The sequence below is a fragment of the Aeromonas sp. PI_26 genome, assembly GCF_027854445.1.
GTDB classification, from domain to species: domain Bacteria; phylum Pseudomonadota; class Gammaproteobacteria; order Enterobacterales; family Aeromonadaceae; genus Aeromonas; species Aeromonas veronii.
Genome location: NZ_JAJNOE010000001.1, coordinates 401898 through 419279, shown reverse-complemented (window position 1 = coordinate 419279; position 17382 = coordinate 401898). Strand labels below are relative to the sequence as shown.

At 56.7% G+C, this 17382-nt stretch carries 15 protein-coding genes; 6 read left to right on the top strand and 9 right to left on the bottom strand.

From position 1 onward, the window contains the following. Nucleotides 1-77: 77 nt before the first annotated feature. The 8 genes from LRL22_RS01875 to glpT all read right to left on the bottom strand — a co-directional run bounded on the left by LRL22_RS01875 (nt 78) and on the right by glpT (nt 8653). Nucleotides 78-1019: a hypothetical protein gene (locus LRL22_RS01875; RefSeq protein WP_270904574.1), complete on the bottom strand. Its 942-nt coding sequence runs from the start codon at nt 1017-1019 to the stop codon at nt 78-80. A gap of 171 nt (nt 1020-1190) precedes the next feature. Continuing rightward, complete coding sequence (hdfR, locus tag LRL22_RS01870) at nt 1191-2063, bottom strand: HTH-type transcriptional regulator HdfR (protein ID WP_270904573.1); 873 nt, start codon at nt 2061-2063, stop codon at nt 1191-1193. After that, on the bottom strand, nt 2063-2434 hold the full coding sequence (locus LRL22_RS01865; protein ID WP_005350885.1) for a DUF413 domain-containing protein: 372 nt from the start codon (nt 2432-2434) through the stop codon (nt 2063-2065). Before LRL22_RS01865 ends, hdfR begins: the two co-directional genes overlap by 1 nt. 298 nt (nt 2435-2732) lie before the next feature. Further along, nucleotides 2733-3215 (bottom strand): serine protease inhibitor ecotin, encoded by a 483-nt coding sequence (eco, locus tag LRL22_RS01860; protein WP_005337529.1) that lies wholly within the window; start codon nt 3213-3215, stop codon nt 2733-2735. A 219-nt stretch (nt 3216-3434) separates the two neighbouring features. Continuing rightward, nucleotides 3435-4523 (bottom strand): glycerophosphodiester phosphodiesterase, encoded by a 1089-nt coding sequence (gene glpQ, locus LRL22_RS01855; protein ID WP_265061093.1) that lies wholly within the window; start codon nt 4521-4523, stop codon nt 3435-3437. Between the two features lie 106 nt (nt 4524-4629). Then, nucleotides 4630-6117: a glycerol-3-phosphate dehydrogenase gene (glpD, locus tag LRL22_RS01850; protein WP_201946019.1), complete on the bottom strand. Its 1488-nt coding sequence runs from the start codon at nt 6115-6117 to the stop codon at nt 4630-4632. A 316-nt stretch (nt 6118-6433) separates the two neighbouring features. Further along, nucleotides 6434-7192 carry a DeoR/GlpR family transcriptional regulator gene (locus LRL22_RS01845; protein ID WP_005337538.1) on the bottom strand — a complete coding sequence of 253 codons (759 nt, stop codon included), beginning with the start codon at nt 7190-7192 and terminating at the stop codon, nt 6434-6436. Nucleotides 7193-7294: 102 nt separating this feature from the next. Then, entirely contained in the window at nt 7295-8653 is a 1359-nt protein-coding gene (gene glpT / locus LRL22_RS01840; protein WP_158113941.1) for a glycerol-3-phosphate transporter, read from the bottom strand. Between the two features lie 489 nt (nt 8654-9142). Here glpT and LRL22_RS01835 point away from each other — a divergent pair, with 489 nt between their 5' ends. The 4 genes from LRL22_RS01835 (at nt 9143) to LRL22_RS01820 (ending at nt 14177) form a co-directional block, all read left to right on the top strand. Beyond that, entirely contained in the window at nt 9143-9991 is an 849-nt protein-coding gene (locus LRL22_RS01835) for an MIP/aquaporin family protein (protein WP_042056320.1), read from the top strand. Nucleotides 9992-10045: 54 nt separating this feature from the next. Continuing rightward, nucleotides 10046-11548: a glycerol kinase GlpK gene (glpK, locus tag LRL22_RS01830; protein WP_270904572.1), complete on the top strand. Its 1503-nt coding sequence runs from the start codon at nt 10046-10048 to the stop codon at nt 11546-11548. Nucleotides 11549-11773: 225 nt separating this feature from the next. After that, complete coding sequence (locus LRL22_RS01825; RefSeq protein ID WP_270904571.1) at nt 11774-13750, top strand: methyl-accepting chemotaxis protein; 1977 nt, start codon at nt 11774-11776, stop codon at nt 13748-13750. A gap of 193 nt (nt 13751-13943) precedes the next feature. Continuing rightward, the gene (locus LRL22_RS01820; protein WP_139442591.1) at nt 13944-14177 is read left to right on the top strand and encodes a hypothetical protein; all 234 of its coding nucleotides are present in this window, start codon (nt 13944-13946) and stop codon (nt 14175-14177) included. A gap of 171 nt (nt 14178-14348) precedes the next feature. Here the strand turns inward: LRL22_RS01820 and LRL22_RS01815 are convergent, their stop codons facing one another. Next, on the bottom strand, nt 14349-15251 hold the full coding sequence (locus tag LRL22_RS01815; RefSeq protein ID WP_043825711.1) for a LysR substrate-binding domain-containing protein: 903 nt from the start codon (nt 15249-15251) through the stop codon (nt 14349-14351). A gap of 191 nt (nt 15252-15442) precedes the next feature. Between LRL22_RS01815 and LRL22_RS01810 the strand changes: the two genes are divergently transcribed. Both LRL22_RS01810 and LRL22_RS01805 read left to right on the top strand, forming a co-directional pair. Next, entirely contained in the window at nt 15443-15847 is a 405-nt protein-coding gene (locus LRL22_RS01810) for a DUF6404 family protein (RefSeq protein WP_270904637.1), read from the top strand. 679 nt (nt 15848-16526) lie between these two features. Further along, on the top strand, nt 16527-17246 hold the full coding sequence (locus LRL22_RS01805) for a hypothetical protein (protein ID WP_236358317.1): 720 nt from the start codon (nt 16527-16529) through the stop codon (nt 17244-17246). Nucleotides 17247-17382 lie beyond the last annotated feature (136 nt).

Below are 17382 nucleotides of genomic sequence, written 5' to 3'. Positions count from 1 at the left end.
GCGAGCGCTTCGTCAACTCTTTATATCACCGCGTTCAATGGGGGAAAACCGCTTTTTGGCTCGCTTTCAGGCCAATTTCAACCAACGGCATGCCACGCTGGCGCCAGCGCACATACCTCGGCCGACAAGCCACCATTGGACTCAACCAAACCGCTACAAACTGCTAACAATGGCTTGGGGATCCGGCTCGGCTCCCACGGCCTAGCCTCAGTCAAAGGTTGGGCATACGCACTGAGAATGGGGGCCAGATCACGGGGCAACCACCAGCTGGCCGGACGACCCAAGCGCTGGGCAAGCGCCTGCAGCCGATCCACCCCTGCAGGGTCGAGGGCGGTGAGATGACTCCACAGCACATTGGGGGGCAAGGCGGCCACCACCTGCAGCAAAGCTAGAGGAGCCGATGGGGGAGCCCACACCAGCAAGGTGCCAGCATCAAGGGGCATTTCGGCAAAGGCGCCGACGCTATCTGTGGTGATCACCCGCTCGATACTCCCCTCCCCCCACAGGATCTTGCCAAGACCCGCCAGGGTGCGCTCGGGTAGGGCCACCTCCCCCAGCGCCTGCAACCAGGGGGCTGCGTCGATCAGGGTGCCGCCGCTAAAAAAGAGGCTGAACGGCTGGGCGGCGCGCAAGCGCAACAGCTGATCGGCACAGAGCCGGATCCCCTTGTCCTCGAAATCGATCTGTTCGTTGGGGGTGAAGTTCACCTCGCTCTTGCGATAGAGCGCCGCCAGCACCCGTTCGTTGACCTGCTCCCCCAATTGCCAGCCCTGAGCATGCAACCACTCCTCGGGCTCGGGAGGAGCGGTGGCGATCTCGGCCAGCATCAGCTCGCGGGTGAGATAGCGCCGCCCGGCCGGGGTGAGCTCATAGCTGTGGCTGCCATGGGCGAGCAGCAGCTGGTTATCCTTGAGCAGGCCCACCAGCGGTTGCCACTGGCGGCCACGGATCACCACAGGTGAGTGGCTCAGCAACTGCTGCGCCAGCGCCCGCCATTCGGGGTGACTAAAGTCGATCAATTACAATCCATCCCTGTCAGTGCTCAATCGGATAAACAGCCTGAAAAGGTACCGTTACAGGCCGATGACGCCAAGCCTCCCGCGCCAATTACGTGACCTCGCTCCCTGCAATTTTCCCCAAACAGAAGAGCCCACCGTGGGGTGGGCTCTTCCTTGGATAACACTCGACGCTTATTCGACGTTGAGGCGCAGCTCGGCGTCGTGCCAACCCAGTGGCAGGGTCAACAGCTGATCGATCAGATCCCGGCGATCGGATTTCTCCAGATAGGCGAGATAGAGCGGACGGCTCAGCGGCTGGCCCCCCTCCACCAGATGGAGCGCCCCCTTCTCGAGGAAGGGGCTGACCATCCGCCGTGGCAGGTAGGCAGCACCACCGTTGGCCAGCACGAACTGCAACGCCATGCTGGCGGAGCTGGAGTGCAGCACCGGGGTCTTTTGCAGGCTCTGCAACCGGCTGGATTGCGGCTCGAAGCTGGTGCCCCAGTCGAGGTGGATGTGCGGCATCTGCATCAGGTTGTCGGCATTGGCGGCCGGATCCCGGCTCACCAGCTCGAACACCAGCTCACCGATGGGATGCAGGGCAATCTCGTCGATCTTGGTGGGCTCGGAGAGCAGGGCCAGATCGAGCGAGCGCTCCAGCAACTGGCGGCAGAGATGCTCGCGGGAGGCTGTTTCCAGCCGCACCGCCAAACCGGGCGCCAGTGCATAGATGTGATTGAGCCAGTCGTTGAAATCGAGCTCCCAGAACACCGCGGGCGCGCCGATAGCCAACTGCTGGCTGAATCCCGGTGAGAGCGCCACATCCTGCTTGGCACGGCCAAGGGTGTGCAAGATGGCGTCTGCGTAGGGCAGCAGACGCTCACCGGAGGCTGTCAGGCGGATGTTGTTGCGATGACGGGCAAACAGACTGACACCCAGTTGCTGCTCTAGCTGGCGGATCCGGAAACTCACCGCCGACTGGGTCAGGTAGAGATTTTCAGCAGCCCGGCCAAAATGCCGGGTCTTGCTCACCTCGATAAAGGTCCGAAGCAGCTCGGTATCCATTAATCGATGGACTCGTCACTGCCACCGCCGCTGCCACCACCGACATCAAAGCTGCCGCCACCGCTGCTCTCTTCGCTGGCGCCGCCAACGACGGTGCAGAGGCGATGAACGCGCTTGGGACCGATCACCTTGAGGTACTTGAACCACACCTTGGCATGGGGGTTGGCACCGGCTTCGCCGGATTTGACCTGTTCGACGAAGGCGGACTCGACATCGTCACGGGGTGCCAGGTTGCCCTGGTAGAGTGCCAGCATGGCGGTACCATACTTTTCCAGACTGTCCGCTTCGGCCACAGTGAATTCGCCACTGCGACGCAGGCCACGGGGAAAATGTTTGAAGTCGTTGAAACGCTTGTCTGATTCGAAGCTCATAGTGCTCTTTTTTCTGGTTAGTTTGACCTTTGCGGGCAAGTATCATCAGGCCATCGCCGAGTGCAAAATCAATTTTCTCACTATGTTAATAAATATCTTTTATCGAAGTCACTTTGCCCCATCGCTGACGCCGATTTTGTGGCATAACACACAAAAAACGTTGATAAATAATAAACTTATGTAAACGTGCAGCCAATTTGCACGTCACTTTTTGGACTGTGCAGGCAAAAATAAAGCGCCATACGGCGCTTTATTTATCACATCAGGTGAACCAGCTGAACCTTTGGTTCAAACATGCTTACTCAATCATGGCCGGTTGGGCCAGGTTGTCGGCACGCCACAGACGGTAGCGCACTTCATACTCCTGCGGCACGTAGATCACGAACGGCAGTTTTGAGTTGTAGTTCACGAAGAAGCCCTGACCGTAGATCTGGACGAAGGTCTCTTTCTGCTGGTTATCGGGGCACATCATCAGGGTGCTGATGGGGTCGGAGACCTTGCCCAGTTTCAGGTAGTTGTAGCCCCAGCCTTTGACGCTGTGCTGTTCCAGGTTGCCTGCAAAACGCGGTACGTTGCAATCAACCATCATCTTTTTGCCGACCTGCAGCTCGACCATCATGTCGGCTTCTTTTTCGACTTCAGGCAGGCGGATCACCACACGTTCCTGATTCACGTCAGCGGCTGGGAACATGCTGATATCAAATTTTTTCGGCTCGGCGGCGAAGGCATGGCCACCCAGCAACAAGGCGCCCAGCAGGCTAAAACGCAATACGGTTTTCATCTGTACCTCATGGGGGTTGGTTCAACGCCGCTAGACTAACCGCTCTGCCGATTTCATGCCAGCGATCTGCTACGTAAAAACTGCGTAAAATGATGCAGATCCGGCACACCATGACGTGATCTGGCTATTTTCTGACAGGGCGCACACTCCCGTTACGGGAACCTGAAACAAAAAGCGAGGCCAATTGGCCTCGCGTTGCATTCAAATGGCGCCAGTGTGCTATTTGGCCGCCTCTTGATGGGCCTTGATGACGGCCACCGCCTTGTCGGGGAAGTCACTGAACACCCCATCCACATCGGCCTGATAGAGGAAGATGTTAAGGAGATCGGTGAAGTCCTTGGCATAGGCCGGGATCTGCCCCTCATCCTGACGGAAGGTATAGGGGTGAACTTTCAGGCCCGCCGCGTGGGCTTCTTTTACCATGCCGGTGAAGACCGGTTTGCCCAAAATGCCCGGCTCGGTGACGATCATCGGCTTCCAAGGGCCAATCCCTTCGGCATAGCTGGCGATGGTTTTCATCGCCCCCGGCTTGAACATCCAGTCATAGTTGTAGGGGGTCGCCTTGCCCTTGGCATCGTAGACCATGGTCTCGTTCCAGTCGGTCTCGGCCATCAGCTGCACCAGTTTCAGATCCATACCCATGGCGGGCATCAGTTCGCTGTTGATGCGCTTGAGTTCATCGGCATCGAAGCACTGCAGATAGACCTTGTCATCCTTCCCGGTGTAGCCGTACTCCTTGAGCACCTTCAGCACCGCCTTGGAGATATCCTTGCCTTCGTGACGGAACAACCAGGGCGCCTTGATTTCCGGGTAGATGCCGATGTTCTTGCCGGTGCTCTTGTTGAGCCCCTGGATCATCTCGATCTCCTCCTGGAAGGTGTGGATCTTGAAGTCTGACTTCCAGAGCGGGAAACGGGCCGGATAGACCGGCACCTGCTTGCCATCCACCAGCTGGAACGGCTCGGTCATACGCAGGGAACGCACCTCGTCCAGGGTGAAATCCACCACATAGTAACGACCGTCCGGACGGGCACGGCCAGGGAAGCGCGCAGCCACATCGGTGATGCCATCGAGGAAGTGATCGTGCATCACCACCAGCTGGTCATCCTTGGTCATCACCAGATCCTGCTCCAGATAATCGGCCCCCATGCCATAGGCCAGCGCCTTGGACTCCAGGGTATGCTCGGGCAGGTAGCCGGAAGCGCCACGGTGGGCGATCACCACCTTGCCTTCATCGGCAGCCAACACGGGTAATGAGAGGGATGCCCCAAGGCTCAAGGCGATGAGGGAAACGGCGAGTTTTTTCATATGTGATGCTCTTTATTATTGTGTGTAGGTAATTGTTCTATCAGAGGTTTGTTGCACATTTACGGTGGAAAGCGGTGGGCAGCCGCGCACTGCCCACCGTCACTCATCAGCTCGCCTTGCGCAGAGCCTGATGGTATTGGTCAAGCCAGATCTGCAGCATCTGCTGCTCTGAATCGTTCAGGCGCAGCCCCAGCTTGCTGCGGCGCCAGAGGATATCGTCCAGTGAACAGGCCCACTCCCGCTCGATGAGATAACGCACTTCCGACTCGTAGAGGCCACCACCGAAGTGAATGCCGCGATCCTCTTTCAGCCAGAGACGGGCATGGGCGCCATAAGCTTCGGCAATGCGCAGGGCGCTGCGATCATCGAGCCAGTCAAACTCCAGCGCAAAGGCGCGGGCCAGCTCGCGTACCGAGCAGTCAAACTCGCCGCCGGGCAGCCGGCTGGTCGCAGTCCAGTCATCCCCCATCTGGCTAAACCAGGGCTTGAGCTTGTTGCAGGCGGCCTGTGCCAGCTTGCGATAGGTGGTGAGCTTGCCACCAAATACCGAGAGCAGCGGCGCGCCGTCAGACTCGCCAGAAAGTTCGAGGGTGTAGTCGCGGGTCACCGCCTGCGGCGAGTCTGACTCGTCGTCACAGAGCGGACGCACCCCGGCATAGGTCCAGATCACATCTTGCGGCGCAATTTGGCGAGTGAAGTGGGCGTTGACCACCTTGCACAGGTAGGTGATCTCGGCCTCGCTGATCTTCGCTTCCCGAGGGCTGCCGTGGTGCTCCACATCGGTGGTGCCGATAAGGGAGTAGTCCTGCTGATAAGGGATAACGAAGACAATGCGGTTGTCTTCGTTTTGCAGGATATAGGCCTCTTCGCGCTCGTGGATGCGCGGCACTATCATGTGGCTGCCTTTAATAAGGCGAATGCCGCGGGGGGATTTCTCGTGCAGGCTCTCGTCATAGAAGGTCTTGACCCAGGGGCCCGCCGCATTGACCAGACCACGGCAGGTGACGGTGAACTGCTCGCCCCCTTCCCGCTCCAAAGTGAGCGTCCAGTGTTTGGAACCGCGCACCGCCTTGATGCAGCGGGTGCGGGTCTGCACATCGGCCCCCTTGTCACGGGCCATCATGGCGTTAAGCACAACCAGCCGGGCATCATCGACCCAGGCGTCCGAATATTCAAACCCCTTATTGATCCCTGCGGTCAAGCCATCTTGCGGGAGGAAGCGCACACCACAGCTCCCCTTGAGCTTGTCGCGCTTGGCCAGATTGTCATAGAGGAAGAGACCGGCGCGGATCATCCAGGCCGGACGCAGGTGCGGGCGGTGCGGCAGGCGAAAACGCATGGGACGGGCGATGTGAGGTGCCATACCGAGCAGCACCTCCCGCTCCGCCAATGCCTCTTTCACCAGCCGGAATTCGTAATGCTCGAGATAGCGCAAACCGCCGTGGATCAGCTTGCTGGAGTTGGACGAGGTGGCAGAGGCGAGATCTTGCGCCTCAAACAGGGCAACCTTCAGACCCCGTCCTGCCGCATCGGCTGCGATGCCGACCCCGTTGATGCCGCCACCGACGACGACCAGATCATAATGTTCGCTCATGTTCACCTACTTTCATTTTTATGATTGCTATAACAGCAATGTTTGATTTCGCTCATTTTAGAACATGAAAATACAACAAACGAACATTTTATGATGAAAGTGTGATCGCCACAGCCCGCCAGAGGTGGCAAAGGGGACAGGTCAGCGGAGCAAATGGCGTCGGGCCAACATCGGCGGGTTAATAGCCAAAAAAACCAGATTGAATAGTGGTTTTGGCAATACCCATAAAGGGGTGAGATGAGTGCAGGAATGGGAGACAAAAAAGAAAGGAGGCCGCCCTGACGGGCGACCGGCACAGCCTTGGCGTGTTTCGCCGTCAGCAGATGTGGCAGGCGATCTGGTGTTGCGCCATCAATCGCGCCAGCTTTTCCGGTGGCTCCTGATCGGTAAAGAGGGCGTGGATCTGGCTGAGATTGCCCAGATTGACCATGGCATTGCGACCGAACTTGGTGTGGTCGGCGGCCAGGAACACCTGACGGGAGTGGGCGATGATGGCCTGGGCGATCTTCACCTCGTGATAGTCGAAATCGAGCAGGGAGCCGTCGTTGTCGATCCCCGAAATCCCGATGACGCCATAGTCCATGCGAAACTGGCCGATAAAGTCGCGGGTCGCCTCCCCCACGATGCCGCCATCGCGGTTACGGATCTCGCCGCCGGCAATGATGACGGTGAAGTCATCCTTGGCCGTCAAAATGCTGGCCACGTTGAGGTTGTTGGTGACGATGCGCAGCTCGCGGTGATCGAGCAGGGCGCGGGCGATCGCCTCGGTGGTGGTGCCTATGTCGATAAAGAGCGATGAGCCGTCGGGAATATTGGCCGCTACCTCGCGGGCGATGCGCTCTTTCTCCTTAAGTTGCATCACTTTACGGGCGCTGTAGGCGGTATTGACGGTACTCGAATGCAGGGAGGCACCGCCATGATGGCGCCGGATCTTGTTCTGTTCGGCGAGATCGTTCAGATCCCGGCGAATGGTCTGGGGGCTGACGTCAAAGTGGGTCACCAGATCGTCGGTCGAGACAAATCCCTGCCGCGTCAGGACGTCCAGGATCTCCAGATGTCGTTGGGTTTGCTTCACGCTTGCACTCCGATGATGAGACAAAAAAAGGCCCCGGCAGATGCGGGGCCTTTTGGCAGTTTACCTGATCCCCTTTGGGATCAATAAGCTGAGGATCACGTTTTATGCCTTATGGGCAGCCGCTTTTTTGGCCGCAACAGCAATGTTCTCGTGCTTGAGGGTCATCGCCAGCAGGATGATGGAGAGCACGCAGGAGACGGTCAGCACCATGAAGCCGCCGTCCCAACCGAAGTGGTCAACGGTATAACCCAGCATGGCGTTGGCTGCCACGGCGCCGCCCAGATAACCGAACAGACCGGTGAAACCTGCCGCAGTACCGGCTGCTTTCTTCGGTGCCAGCTCAAGGGCATAGAGGCCGATCAGCATGACAGGGCCGTAGATCAGGAAGCCGATAGCCACCAGCGCCATCATGTCGATGGTCGGGTTGCCGGCCGGGTTGAACCAGTAAACCAGCACAGCCAGGGTCACCAGCACCATGAACAGGATACCTGCCGGGGCACGGCGGCCCTGGAACATCTTGTCAGAGATCCAGCCACACAGCAGGGTGCCCGGAATACCGGCCCACTCGTAGAGGAAGTAAGCCCAGGAGGAGTTGTCGACGGTGAAGTGCTTGGCCTCTTTCAGGTAGGTTGGCGCCCAGTCCAGCACACCGTAACGAATGAGGTAAACGAAGGCGTTGGCAATCGCGATGTACCACAGCAGTTTGTTGCGCAGCACGTACTTGACGAAGATCTCCTTGGCGGAGAACTCCTGCTCGTGGCTCTCGTTGTAATCCTTCGGATAGTCGTTCTTGTACTCCTCGATGGGAGGCAGACCGACCGATTGCGGGGTATCACGCATCACGAAGAAGGCGATCACTGCGATGGCAGCCGCCGCTGCAGCAGGCACATAGAAAGCGCTGCGCCAGTCGTTGAACCAGCCCATCCCGAGGATAAACAGCGGGCCAATCATGCCACCACCCACGTTGTGTGCCACGTTCCAGACCGCAACCACTTCGCCGCGCTCTTTCTGTGACCACCAGTGCACCATGGTGCGACCGCAGGGCGGCCAGCCCATGCCCTGTGCCCAACCGTTCAGGAACAACAGCACAAACATGATGGCAATACTGGAGGTGGCCCAGTGCATGGTACCCATCATGAACATGATGGCAGCCGAGAGCAGCAGACCGGCGGAGAGGAAGTAACGGGCGTTGGAGCGGTCAGAGACGTTCCCCATCAGGAACTTGGACAAACCGTAAGCGATGGAGACCCCGGAGAGCGCGAAACCGAGATCACCACGGGAGAAGCCCTGCTCGATCAGATAGGGCATCGCCAGACTGAAGTTTTTCCGTACCAGGTAGTAGCCGGCGTAACCGAAGAAGATCCCGAAAAACACCTGCCAACGCATGCGTTTGTAGAAGGGGTCGACCTTGTCAGCCGGGAGCCTGTCGATGTGCGCCGCAGGCCTGAAGAGACTAAGCATGTTCTGCTTCCTTATTGTTGTTATGGGCGGTTGAGGATGCCCTGACCATTCCAACGAATCATGTGAGTCCGCTGATTCGTAAGCGAGCCTATTGTGCTCATATGCGCTCATTTAATCTGTGATGCATGCTCAAATATTGCAGTTTTATTACAAATAAAAGCTCCAAATGAGAAATCACTCAGCAAGCGCCAGCCCTTGTGTGGCAAGGGCTGCAAGCTACCCCATAAGTGGTAACTGGCGGTTATCAAGATGCTTTACGTCACATTTTCTTAGCAATGAGTGGGATCTTGTCCACATTTCCTATGGAGGGGGGATGGTGAAATTATTGGGAAGGGTTATTTTCTGTCACGACCGATAACGAGCGCAAACGAGCATAACGTTTGCGCAAGACGCAAAAACAACAAGGAAACGTTTTCGGCGACAACGGATAGACACAAAAAGATAAAACGGAACATCAAACCTCTACGGGTGGATATAAGGAACAAAAGTATGAGCATACAAAGACCCAATACCCTGCTTGGCGAGTGCATCGCCGAGTTTATCGGAACCGGCCTGCTGATATTTTTCGGCGTCGGATGTGTGGCGGCACTGGTGCTGGCAGGCGCCAACTTCGGGCAGTGGGAAATTTCCATTACCTGGGGTCTGGGTGTGGCCATTGCCATCTATGTGACCGGCGGCATTTCAGGTGCCCACTTGAACCCGGCTGTAACCCTGGCGCTGATGACCTTCTGCGGTTTCGACAAGCGCAAGGTGGTGCCCTACATCATCGCCCAGATGGCCGGTGCCTTCTGCTTCGCGGCCCTTGTCTATTTCCTTTATGGTAACCTTTTCACCCAGTGGGAAGTGACCCATAACGTAGTGCGCGGTAGCGTCGAGAGCCTCGGCACCGCCGGGATCTTCTCCACCTACCCCAATGCCCTGCTGACCAATATGCAAGCTTTTGCCGTCGAGCTGGTGATCACCGCCGTCCTGATGCTGGGCATCATGGCGCTGGGTGACAACAACAACGGCGCTCCCAAAGGTTTCGCAGCCGCTCTGCTGATCGGTATCCTGATCGCGGTGATCGGTGCCTCCCTTGGCCCGTTAACCGGTTTTGCCATGAACCCGGCCCGTGACTTTGGTCCGAAACTGTTCGCGTTCTTTGCTGGCTGGGGTGATGTTGCCCTGACCGGTGGTCGTGACAACCCCTACTTCTGGGTTCCGATCCTTGGCCCCATCGTTGGCGCCCAGATTGGTACCGCTCTGTATGTCAAAGTGCTGGCTCCCTGCGTCCCGGGCAACCGTGTTGCCGCCACCGAGCAAGCAGCCCAAACCGCCAAAGAAGAGGCCGCCGCCTAAGAGCGCCCCTCCCCAACGTGTAAAAACGTGGAAAATAGAAACGTGGAGAACATCATGTCTGCTGAAAAGAAATATGTCGTCGCTCTGGACCAGGGTACTACCTCTTCCCGCGCCATCGTCTTTGATCAGGATGCCAATATCGTTGGTACCTCCCAGCGCGAATTCACCCAGCACTACCCGAAAGCGGGCTGGGTAGAGCACGACCCGATGGAGATCTGGGCAACCCAATCCTCCGTCTTCACCGAAGTGCTGGCCAAGACTGGCCTGCGCAGCGAAGAGATCGCCGCCATCGGTATCACCAACCAGCGTGAAACCACAGTCGTGTGGGAAAAGGCCACTGGCAAACCCATCTACAACGCCATCGTCTGGCAGTGCCGCCGCACCGCAGCCATCTGTGAAGAGCTGAAAGCACGCGGTCTGGAAGAGTACGTCCGTGAAAACACCGGTCTGGTGCTGGACGCCTACTTCTCCGGTACCAAGGTGAAGTGGATCCTCGACAACGTCGAAGGTGCCCGTGAGAAGGCAATGAACGGCGAGCTGCTGTTCGGCACCATCGACACCTGGCTGGTCTGGAAGATGACCAACGGTGAAGTGCACGTCACCGACCCGACCAACGCCTCCCGTACCATGCTCTACAACATCCGCGACCTGAAGTGGGATCAGCGCATGCTGGACGAGCTGGGCATCCCCATGTCCATGCTGCCGGAAGTGAAACCCTCTTCCGAGGTGTATGGCTACACCACCCGTGGCGGTGGCTCCCGCATCCCCATCGCCGGTATCGCCGGTGACCAGCAGTCAGCCCTGTTCGGCCAACTCTGCTTCGAAAAAGGGATGGCCAAGAACACCTACGGCACCGGCTGCTTCATGCTGATGAACACAGGTAGCGAGCCGGTTCGCTCCAGTAATGGCCTGCTGACCACGGTCGCCATCGGCCCGAAAGGGGAAGTGAATTATGCCCTCGAGGGTGCTGTATTTATGGGCGGCGCTACCATCCAGTGGCTGCGTGACGAGCTCAAGATCATTCACGATGCCCGCGACACCGACTACTTCGCTTCCAAGGTTGGCGATACCAACGGCGTCTATCTGGTACCGGCCTTCGTCGGTCTGGGTGCCCCCTACTGGGATCCGTATGCTCGCGGCACTATGGTCGGCCTGACCCGCGGTGCCAACCGCAACCACATCATCCGTGCCGCGCTGGAATCCATCGCCTATCAAAGCCGCGATGTGCTGGATGCGATGCAGCAGGACTCCGGCATCAAGCTGGCAGCCCTGAAAGTAGATGGTGGCGCTGTGGCCAACGACTTCCTGATGCAGTTCCAGTCCGACATGATGCACACCCCGGTGGTGCGCCCGACCCGTATCGAGACCACCGCCATGGGTGCCGCCTTCCTGGCAGGTCTGGCCGTCGGCTTCTGGAAAAGCTCGGACGAGCTGGAAGACAAGTTCAGCGTGGATCGTGAGTTCATCCCGCAGATGGACCGCGACGACCGTGCCAAACGCTACAGCGGTTGGAAGAAAGCGGTCGAGCGTTCACGCCGCTGGGCTGAAGAGGATTGATCGGGCACCCGACATTCCGTTGAGATAAACAACAAAGAGGCCGACCGCAATGTCGGCCTCTCTTTTTATGCTTTCCCTTGCCGCTTTCTGCCCCCTTCCCCGCTAACTGCTCCCTCCCTTTTTCTGCCGCCCTCTGTTATTACCATCCGTCACAACGCAATTGAGTTCTCTATCTATAATCATCATCTGGGTCGCATATGCGACCTTATTTATGAGGAGAGCGATATGGAGAGGGCGATACACCGTTTTACACTGCACTCACTCTGGTCAGGGCTCGGGATCCGCACCCGGATCCTCGCTGGCGTGGCGATACTGATGGCCATTGCCATCAGCTGCATCACCTTGATCCTCGAGCAGATATCCCACAGTCAGGCCCAGCAGCGGGTCGAACGCTACGAGCTGCCAAGCAGCGTGGATCGCATTGCCAACCAGCTGACCGCCCAGCTTATCCAGCACCTGACCGAAGCGCAGGCGCTGGCCAGCAACCGTTTTGTCATCGACTGGCTGACCGCTGGCATGCCAGAGCAAGAGTGGCCCGCCATGGAACGCTACTTTCAGGATCTGCAACGGCGGATCGGCGGCAACGTCTTTATCGCCCCCCGCCAGAGCAGCACCTTGATCAACTTCAGCGGTGGCCCCACCGCCCAGAAATCGCTGAGCGAATCAGACCCGAAAGATGGGTGGTTTTTCGGCTTTCTCATACGCAGCAAACCCTATGAGCTGAACCTCGACATCTCCGATTTTGACAAGCGCGCCTCCCTCTATATCAACACCGCCGTCACCCACGAGGGCAAAACCCTGGCGGTGGCAGGCACCTCCATCGACATGAGCGCCCTGAGCAAACTCATCAGCGGCTACCGGATCGGCAAGAGTGGTCAGGTCTATCTGGCGGACATGGAGGGCAATATCGAGATCCACCCCGAGCAGGAGGTGGAGGGGGCCGCCCACCACCAGCAATCCTTCCTCGATACCGTCAAACGGCTTATTCCCAATGCTCGGGAACAGGTGGCCGTAGAGGCGCTAACACTGGAGGGGCAAACCTACCTCATCGCGGTGCGTTACATCCCCACCCTCAACCGGCTGCTGATTGGCGAGATCAACAGCGCCGAGCTGGAAGAGGGACTGCAGGAATCCCGCCAGCTCATCATCATGGTCTCGCTCGCCATCGGCGGGATCGCCATGCTGGCCTCCGCCTGGCTGGCTCACTCCATCAGTCGCCCGATTCGTCAGGCAGCCGATGGCATGCACCACATCACCGCCGATCGGGATCTGGCGACCCGCCTCGACTTCTCTGACGAGTCGGAGCTGGGCATGATGGCCCAGAGTTTCAATCAGCTGATCCAGAGCCTGAACCAGAGCTTCTCCCGCTTCCAGCAGTCAGGCAGCGCCCTTTCCGCGCAGTCGTCCCAATCCATGCAGCAGGCCCAGGCACTGGCAGGAGAAGCGTGCCAGCAGGCCCAGAGCATTCAGGAGCTGACCACTGTGGTCACCACCATCGGCGACAACGCCGAGCAGATCGCCAGCCGATCTGAGGGGGTCAACGACGTGACCCAACGCATCGCCAACCATATGCTCAGCATCGAGCAGGATGTGACCCAGAGCGCCGCGCAACTCGACAGCTTGCGCAGCAGCATCGGCAGCTCCTCGGCCCTGCTCGATGAAGTGGTGAAAGACAGCAACAACATCACCCAGATCATGAACCTCATCCGCGATGTCTCGAACCAGACCAACCTGCTCGCCCTCAATGCGGCTATCGAAGCGGCCCGGGCGGGGGATATGGGACGGGGCTTTGCGGTGGTGGCCGACGAGGTACGCCAACTGGCGGTGCGTACCCAGACCGCCACCAAGGATGTGCAGGATCTTATCTTGCGCCTGCAGGAGGGAACCCGGCAGGCCAGCAGCTCGATGGCAGACTCCCGCAACCTGAGCGAAGAGGGATACAACCGGATGAATCAGGCCAGAAAGGTGCTGGTTGATGCCACCAGCCAGATCAACCAGACCGCCCTCGAGATCAACGAGATCAGCGCGCTGGCGCAGGCGCAGAATCAACAGATGGGGCAAGCCAGAACGGCGCTGGACGAGCTGGCCATGGTGGCCGAACACCAGCGGGAACACGCGCAGGAGAGCAATGCCGCCAGCCGCGAACTGTTCGAACTGGCCAAGGCCATCGACGAGCAGATCCGCCAATACCGGATTGGCTAGACCCGGCGCGTCCCCCTCTCCCTCTCAATAACCAAGACGCCACCACAGGGTGGCGTTTTCATTTTGCAAATCATTTTGCCTGCGCTCTCGAAACGGGAATGACGACAAAACTCGCAAGACATTGATAATTAACATTAAAAAATGTGGAACGGCCATTGCTTAGTGATACCAGACTCAACAGAGGGATATCGCCATGAAACCGACTACCACTCAAGCGCCCGTAGCTCACGTCGCCACTCAAAAAGAGACACTGACCCCCCGCGAAGGCACCTTCCTGATGATGGTGGCCCAGCTGGTGGTGCTCACCTGCATCGTACTGGCCGCCACCGTCGGCGGCCTCTCCTGGCAGTGGACCCTGCTGCTGGCCATTCCGCCGGTGATCGGCGGCGCCCTGCTCAGCCGGGTATGGGGCAAACTGCCCCAGTAACTCCGCTTCAGCTCACACACCTTCCCGAACCGGCGGCCGACCCTCAAGTCGGCCGTCTGTTTATCTGCCGGCTGGCTAATGCTGATGGGCCGCAACGAAGGCGCGGCTTGTTCTTCGCCAAGCAAACCGCAGCGACGAACCATTCAAACAAACCGAACAAACCAACCTGAACTACAGGGTATGGCTGCCCAGCTGCTCTTTGAGAAAATCGAGCCAAACCCGCAGCCGGATATCCCGCTGGGCATCGGAGTAGAAGACCGCGTTGATGGGGCGCGAGGCGCCACTGTTGCTGCGGGCCAGCACCTCCACCAGCGCGCCGCTCTCCCGATCCGGCCCGGTCATGAAATCCGACAGACAGACGATCCCCTGCCCAGCCAGCGCGAGCTGACGCAAAGTTTCGCCGCTGCTGGCACGCAGGCTGGGGGTAATGGCAAAGCGATCCCCCTGCTCGGCACTGAGCAGCGGCCAGTGGTTGAGGTGATCGGGATGCAAAAAGCCAAGCAACTCGTGACCGCTCAGCAGATCCGCCGGTTGGCGCGGGGTGCCGCGCTCGCTCAAATAAGCGGGAGAGGCCAGCAGCCGCAACCGCGAACGGCCCAGCGGCAGCGCGCGTAGGGAGGAGTCGGTCAGCTCGCCGATGCGGATGGCCATGTCCACCCGCCGCTCCATCAGATTGATAAAGCCCTCCGAGCTGTGCAGCTGTAGCTCGATGGCAGGGTAGCGACGGCGAAACTCGCCGATGAGCGGCACCAGCCGGTGCAGGATAAAGGGGGTAGCGGCATCGACTCTCAATACCCCTTCGGGTTGTTCCCGGCGCATCAGCAGATGCCCCTCCGCCTCGCTCATCTCGGTCAGGATCTTCACCGCCCGCTGATAGAACCAGCTCCCCTCCTCGGTCAGACTGACCCGGCGGGTGGTGCGATTGAGCAAAACGGTGGAGAGCTTCTCCTCCAACCGCTTGATGCCACGGCTCACCACCGAGTTATCCATACCGAGGTTCTCTGCCGCCTGGCGAAAACTGCCCGCCTCCACCACCGCCACAAACAGGGTCAGTTCATCAGAATGGGTCTTCATTGCTGTTATCCGGACAAGAGTAATGGGCCTTTATAGGCGCAGCCGCTGTGGATTAGCAAGCGTGCTCAGAGAGACGATCTTGTTTTTCGAAGAGAAATAACCAGAGAGAATCACTATCGCTCATCCTGTTTAATCAGTAGAATGCCATCAGGAGGAATCGTATGAAGCCAGATCATCAAGGAGATACATTAATGGAGTTTGAAGAACGGCTGGCTATTGCCCATCAACTACTGGCTGATAGTGGCCTCAAGGAATTTCACTACAATCCGTGGCTGTTCAAATTGCTGCGTAAACTCGGCGTCCCCGTCAAGCCGCCTTATTACGCGGGCTGGCTTACCAATTTCCTCTGTTCCGGCCTCTATATTGCGCCGTTATGGGGTCTGATTATGTGGACATTCGTCTGGCATCCAGAGGGAAGGGATCTTTTATCAGCCCTGTTCAACACAGCCATGTTCGCTGGCGTATTTGGTCTTTTCACCTTAATTGGACTCTGGCTCAAGCGCCGGCAGCTTGGATTGACCCCATGGGAGCAGTTGGATCACCAGCACATCAGTGAAGGCACAGAGAAGAAGGTCAAAGCTCCTGCTGCCGATTGAAACTGGGTGCAATACAGGTTCTGAAGAGCACACTTTCACAGACTCGGACTCTCACCTTGCCAGATTTCGTTAAATTTTTTATCAGCTTTTCAATTAACTGCCTCATCCAAACCGCCATTGGCCTCTTGGTTCTCGCCTACAGGCTTTTCCGCCACCACAATGGCAACTGGCGCAGCTATCGACGAAGCTGGGATCCTCTCCCTCTATTTGCCTCCATTTTCCTTGGCATGGTGATCGCAAAAAAGCTTCATCCGGCCATCACGGCAGCCTTGTAGTGATTGGTCATAGCTTGGACAACGTTCACTGCCACAGATAACCGAACAATTCACTAGATGAACAAACAGTTGAGTGCCTACAGCAAGATATGAAGAACTCTCATCACTCAGAGCGTCCTTCTGTTAGTAAATGAGGAGGGACAAATAAGCATCTGCTAACTTAATTTCTTGATCTGACCATTGCAAGGAAGGCCTCAAATGGAATAAAATTCACATCCATGGTTTTTTGGAAAAACCATAATTTTTTGCTCTTTGAAAAAAATTAATTTAATTAATCAAAACTTATTGGATTTTCAGTAAATCATGCATCTTCACCCTAATTTAAATAATGGTTTTTATTAAGAAATGAAGTGGGGGCATGATTATAATTTACTTACCTTTTATTTATTTTGATCGGGGGTTGCATGGAAAATAAAAGTATACTTGGATGGTCTTTTGGTTTCTTAACCTCACTTCTTGGGGCCGGCTGGGCAGTATTTACATACGTTGTACCAGACCCATCAGTTTTGGGAATGGAAGCAATCAACTGGAAAAACGTCCTTTTATTTACCTCTTCCTTAGTTGCCATATCTTGGGTCGCTGTGTATTTTTTCCTTCAAAAACTCCCTTCCGTCATTCGTCACCTATCGATTGTAATTCTATATTCAGTGACGGCATTTAGCTTTTTCTGGGTGGGAACAAAATACCAAGACCCATTATTTGGAAGTTCGGAGCAAGAAGCTGTTTACGCCTACAATGACAGTGCAACTATTCTTGGAAAACGTATAGAAACCATCGAGAACATCTCGATCCAACTGCGTGGATGTCAGAAGGTAATGGGAAAAATTGCGTGCAAATTAGATCTTCTAAATAATAATGCAGATCGGGATGTTTCTTTTTCTGGTGATACTCGCGCCTTTGATGACGTAAGCAATGAGATGGAGCTTGACTCATTAGTTATAGGCTCATCAAATGTATCAACATATAAAACCTTCGCTTTGCCAAAAGGTGTAAAAACAACCGTAATGATTGCATTTAAACTGACTAATGAAAACTCCCAGAAGTTAACCTCACTACGCATAAAACTCTCTGGCTTAAATGGAGTCAGGAAAGGTGTGAAATTTGATGGCGTTCCATTAGTTTAATTGAATTGAATTGAATTGAATTGAATTGAATTGAATTGAATTGAATTGAATTGAATTGAAGTGGTGTTAACCTGTATAACACCACTTCATAATAATTAATATAAGCTCAAGCGTGAACAGTGCTGGAATAATCTGC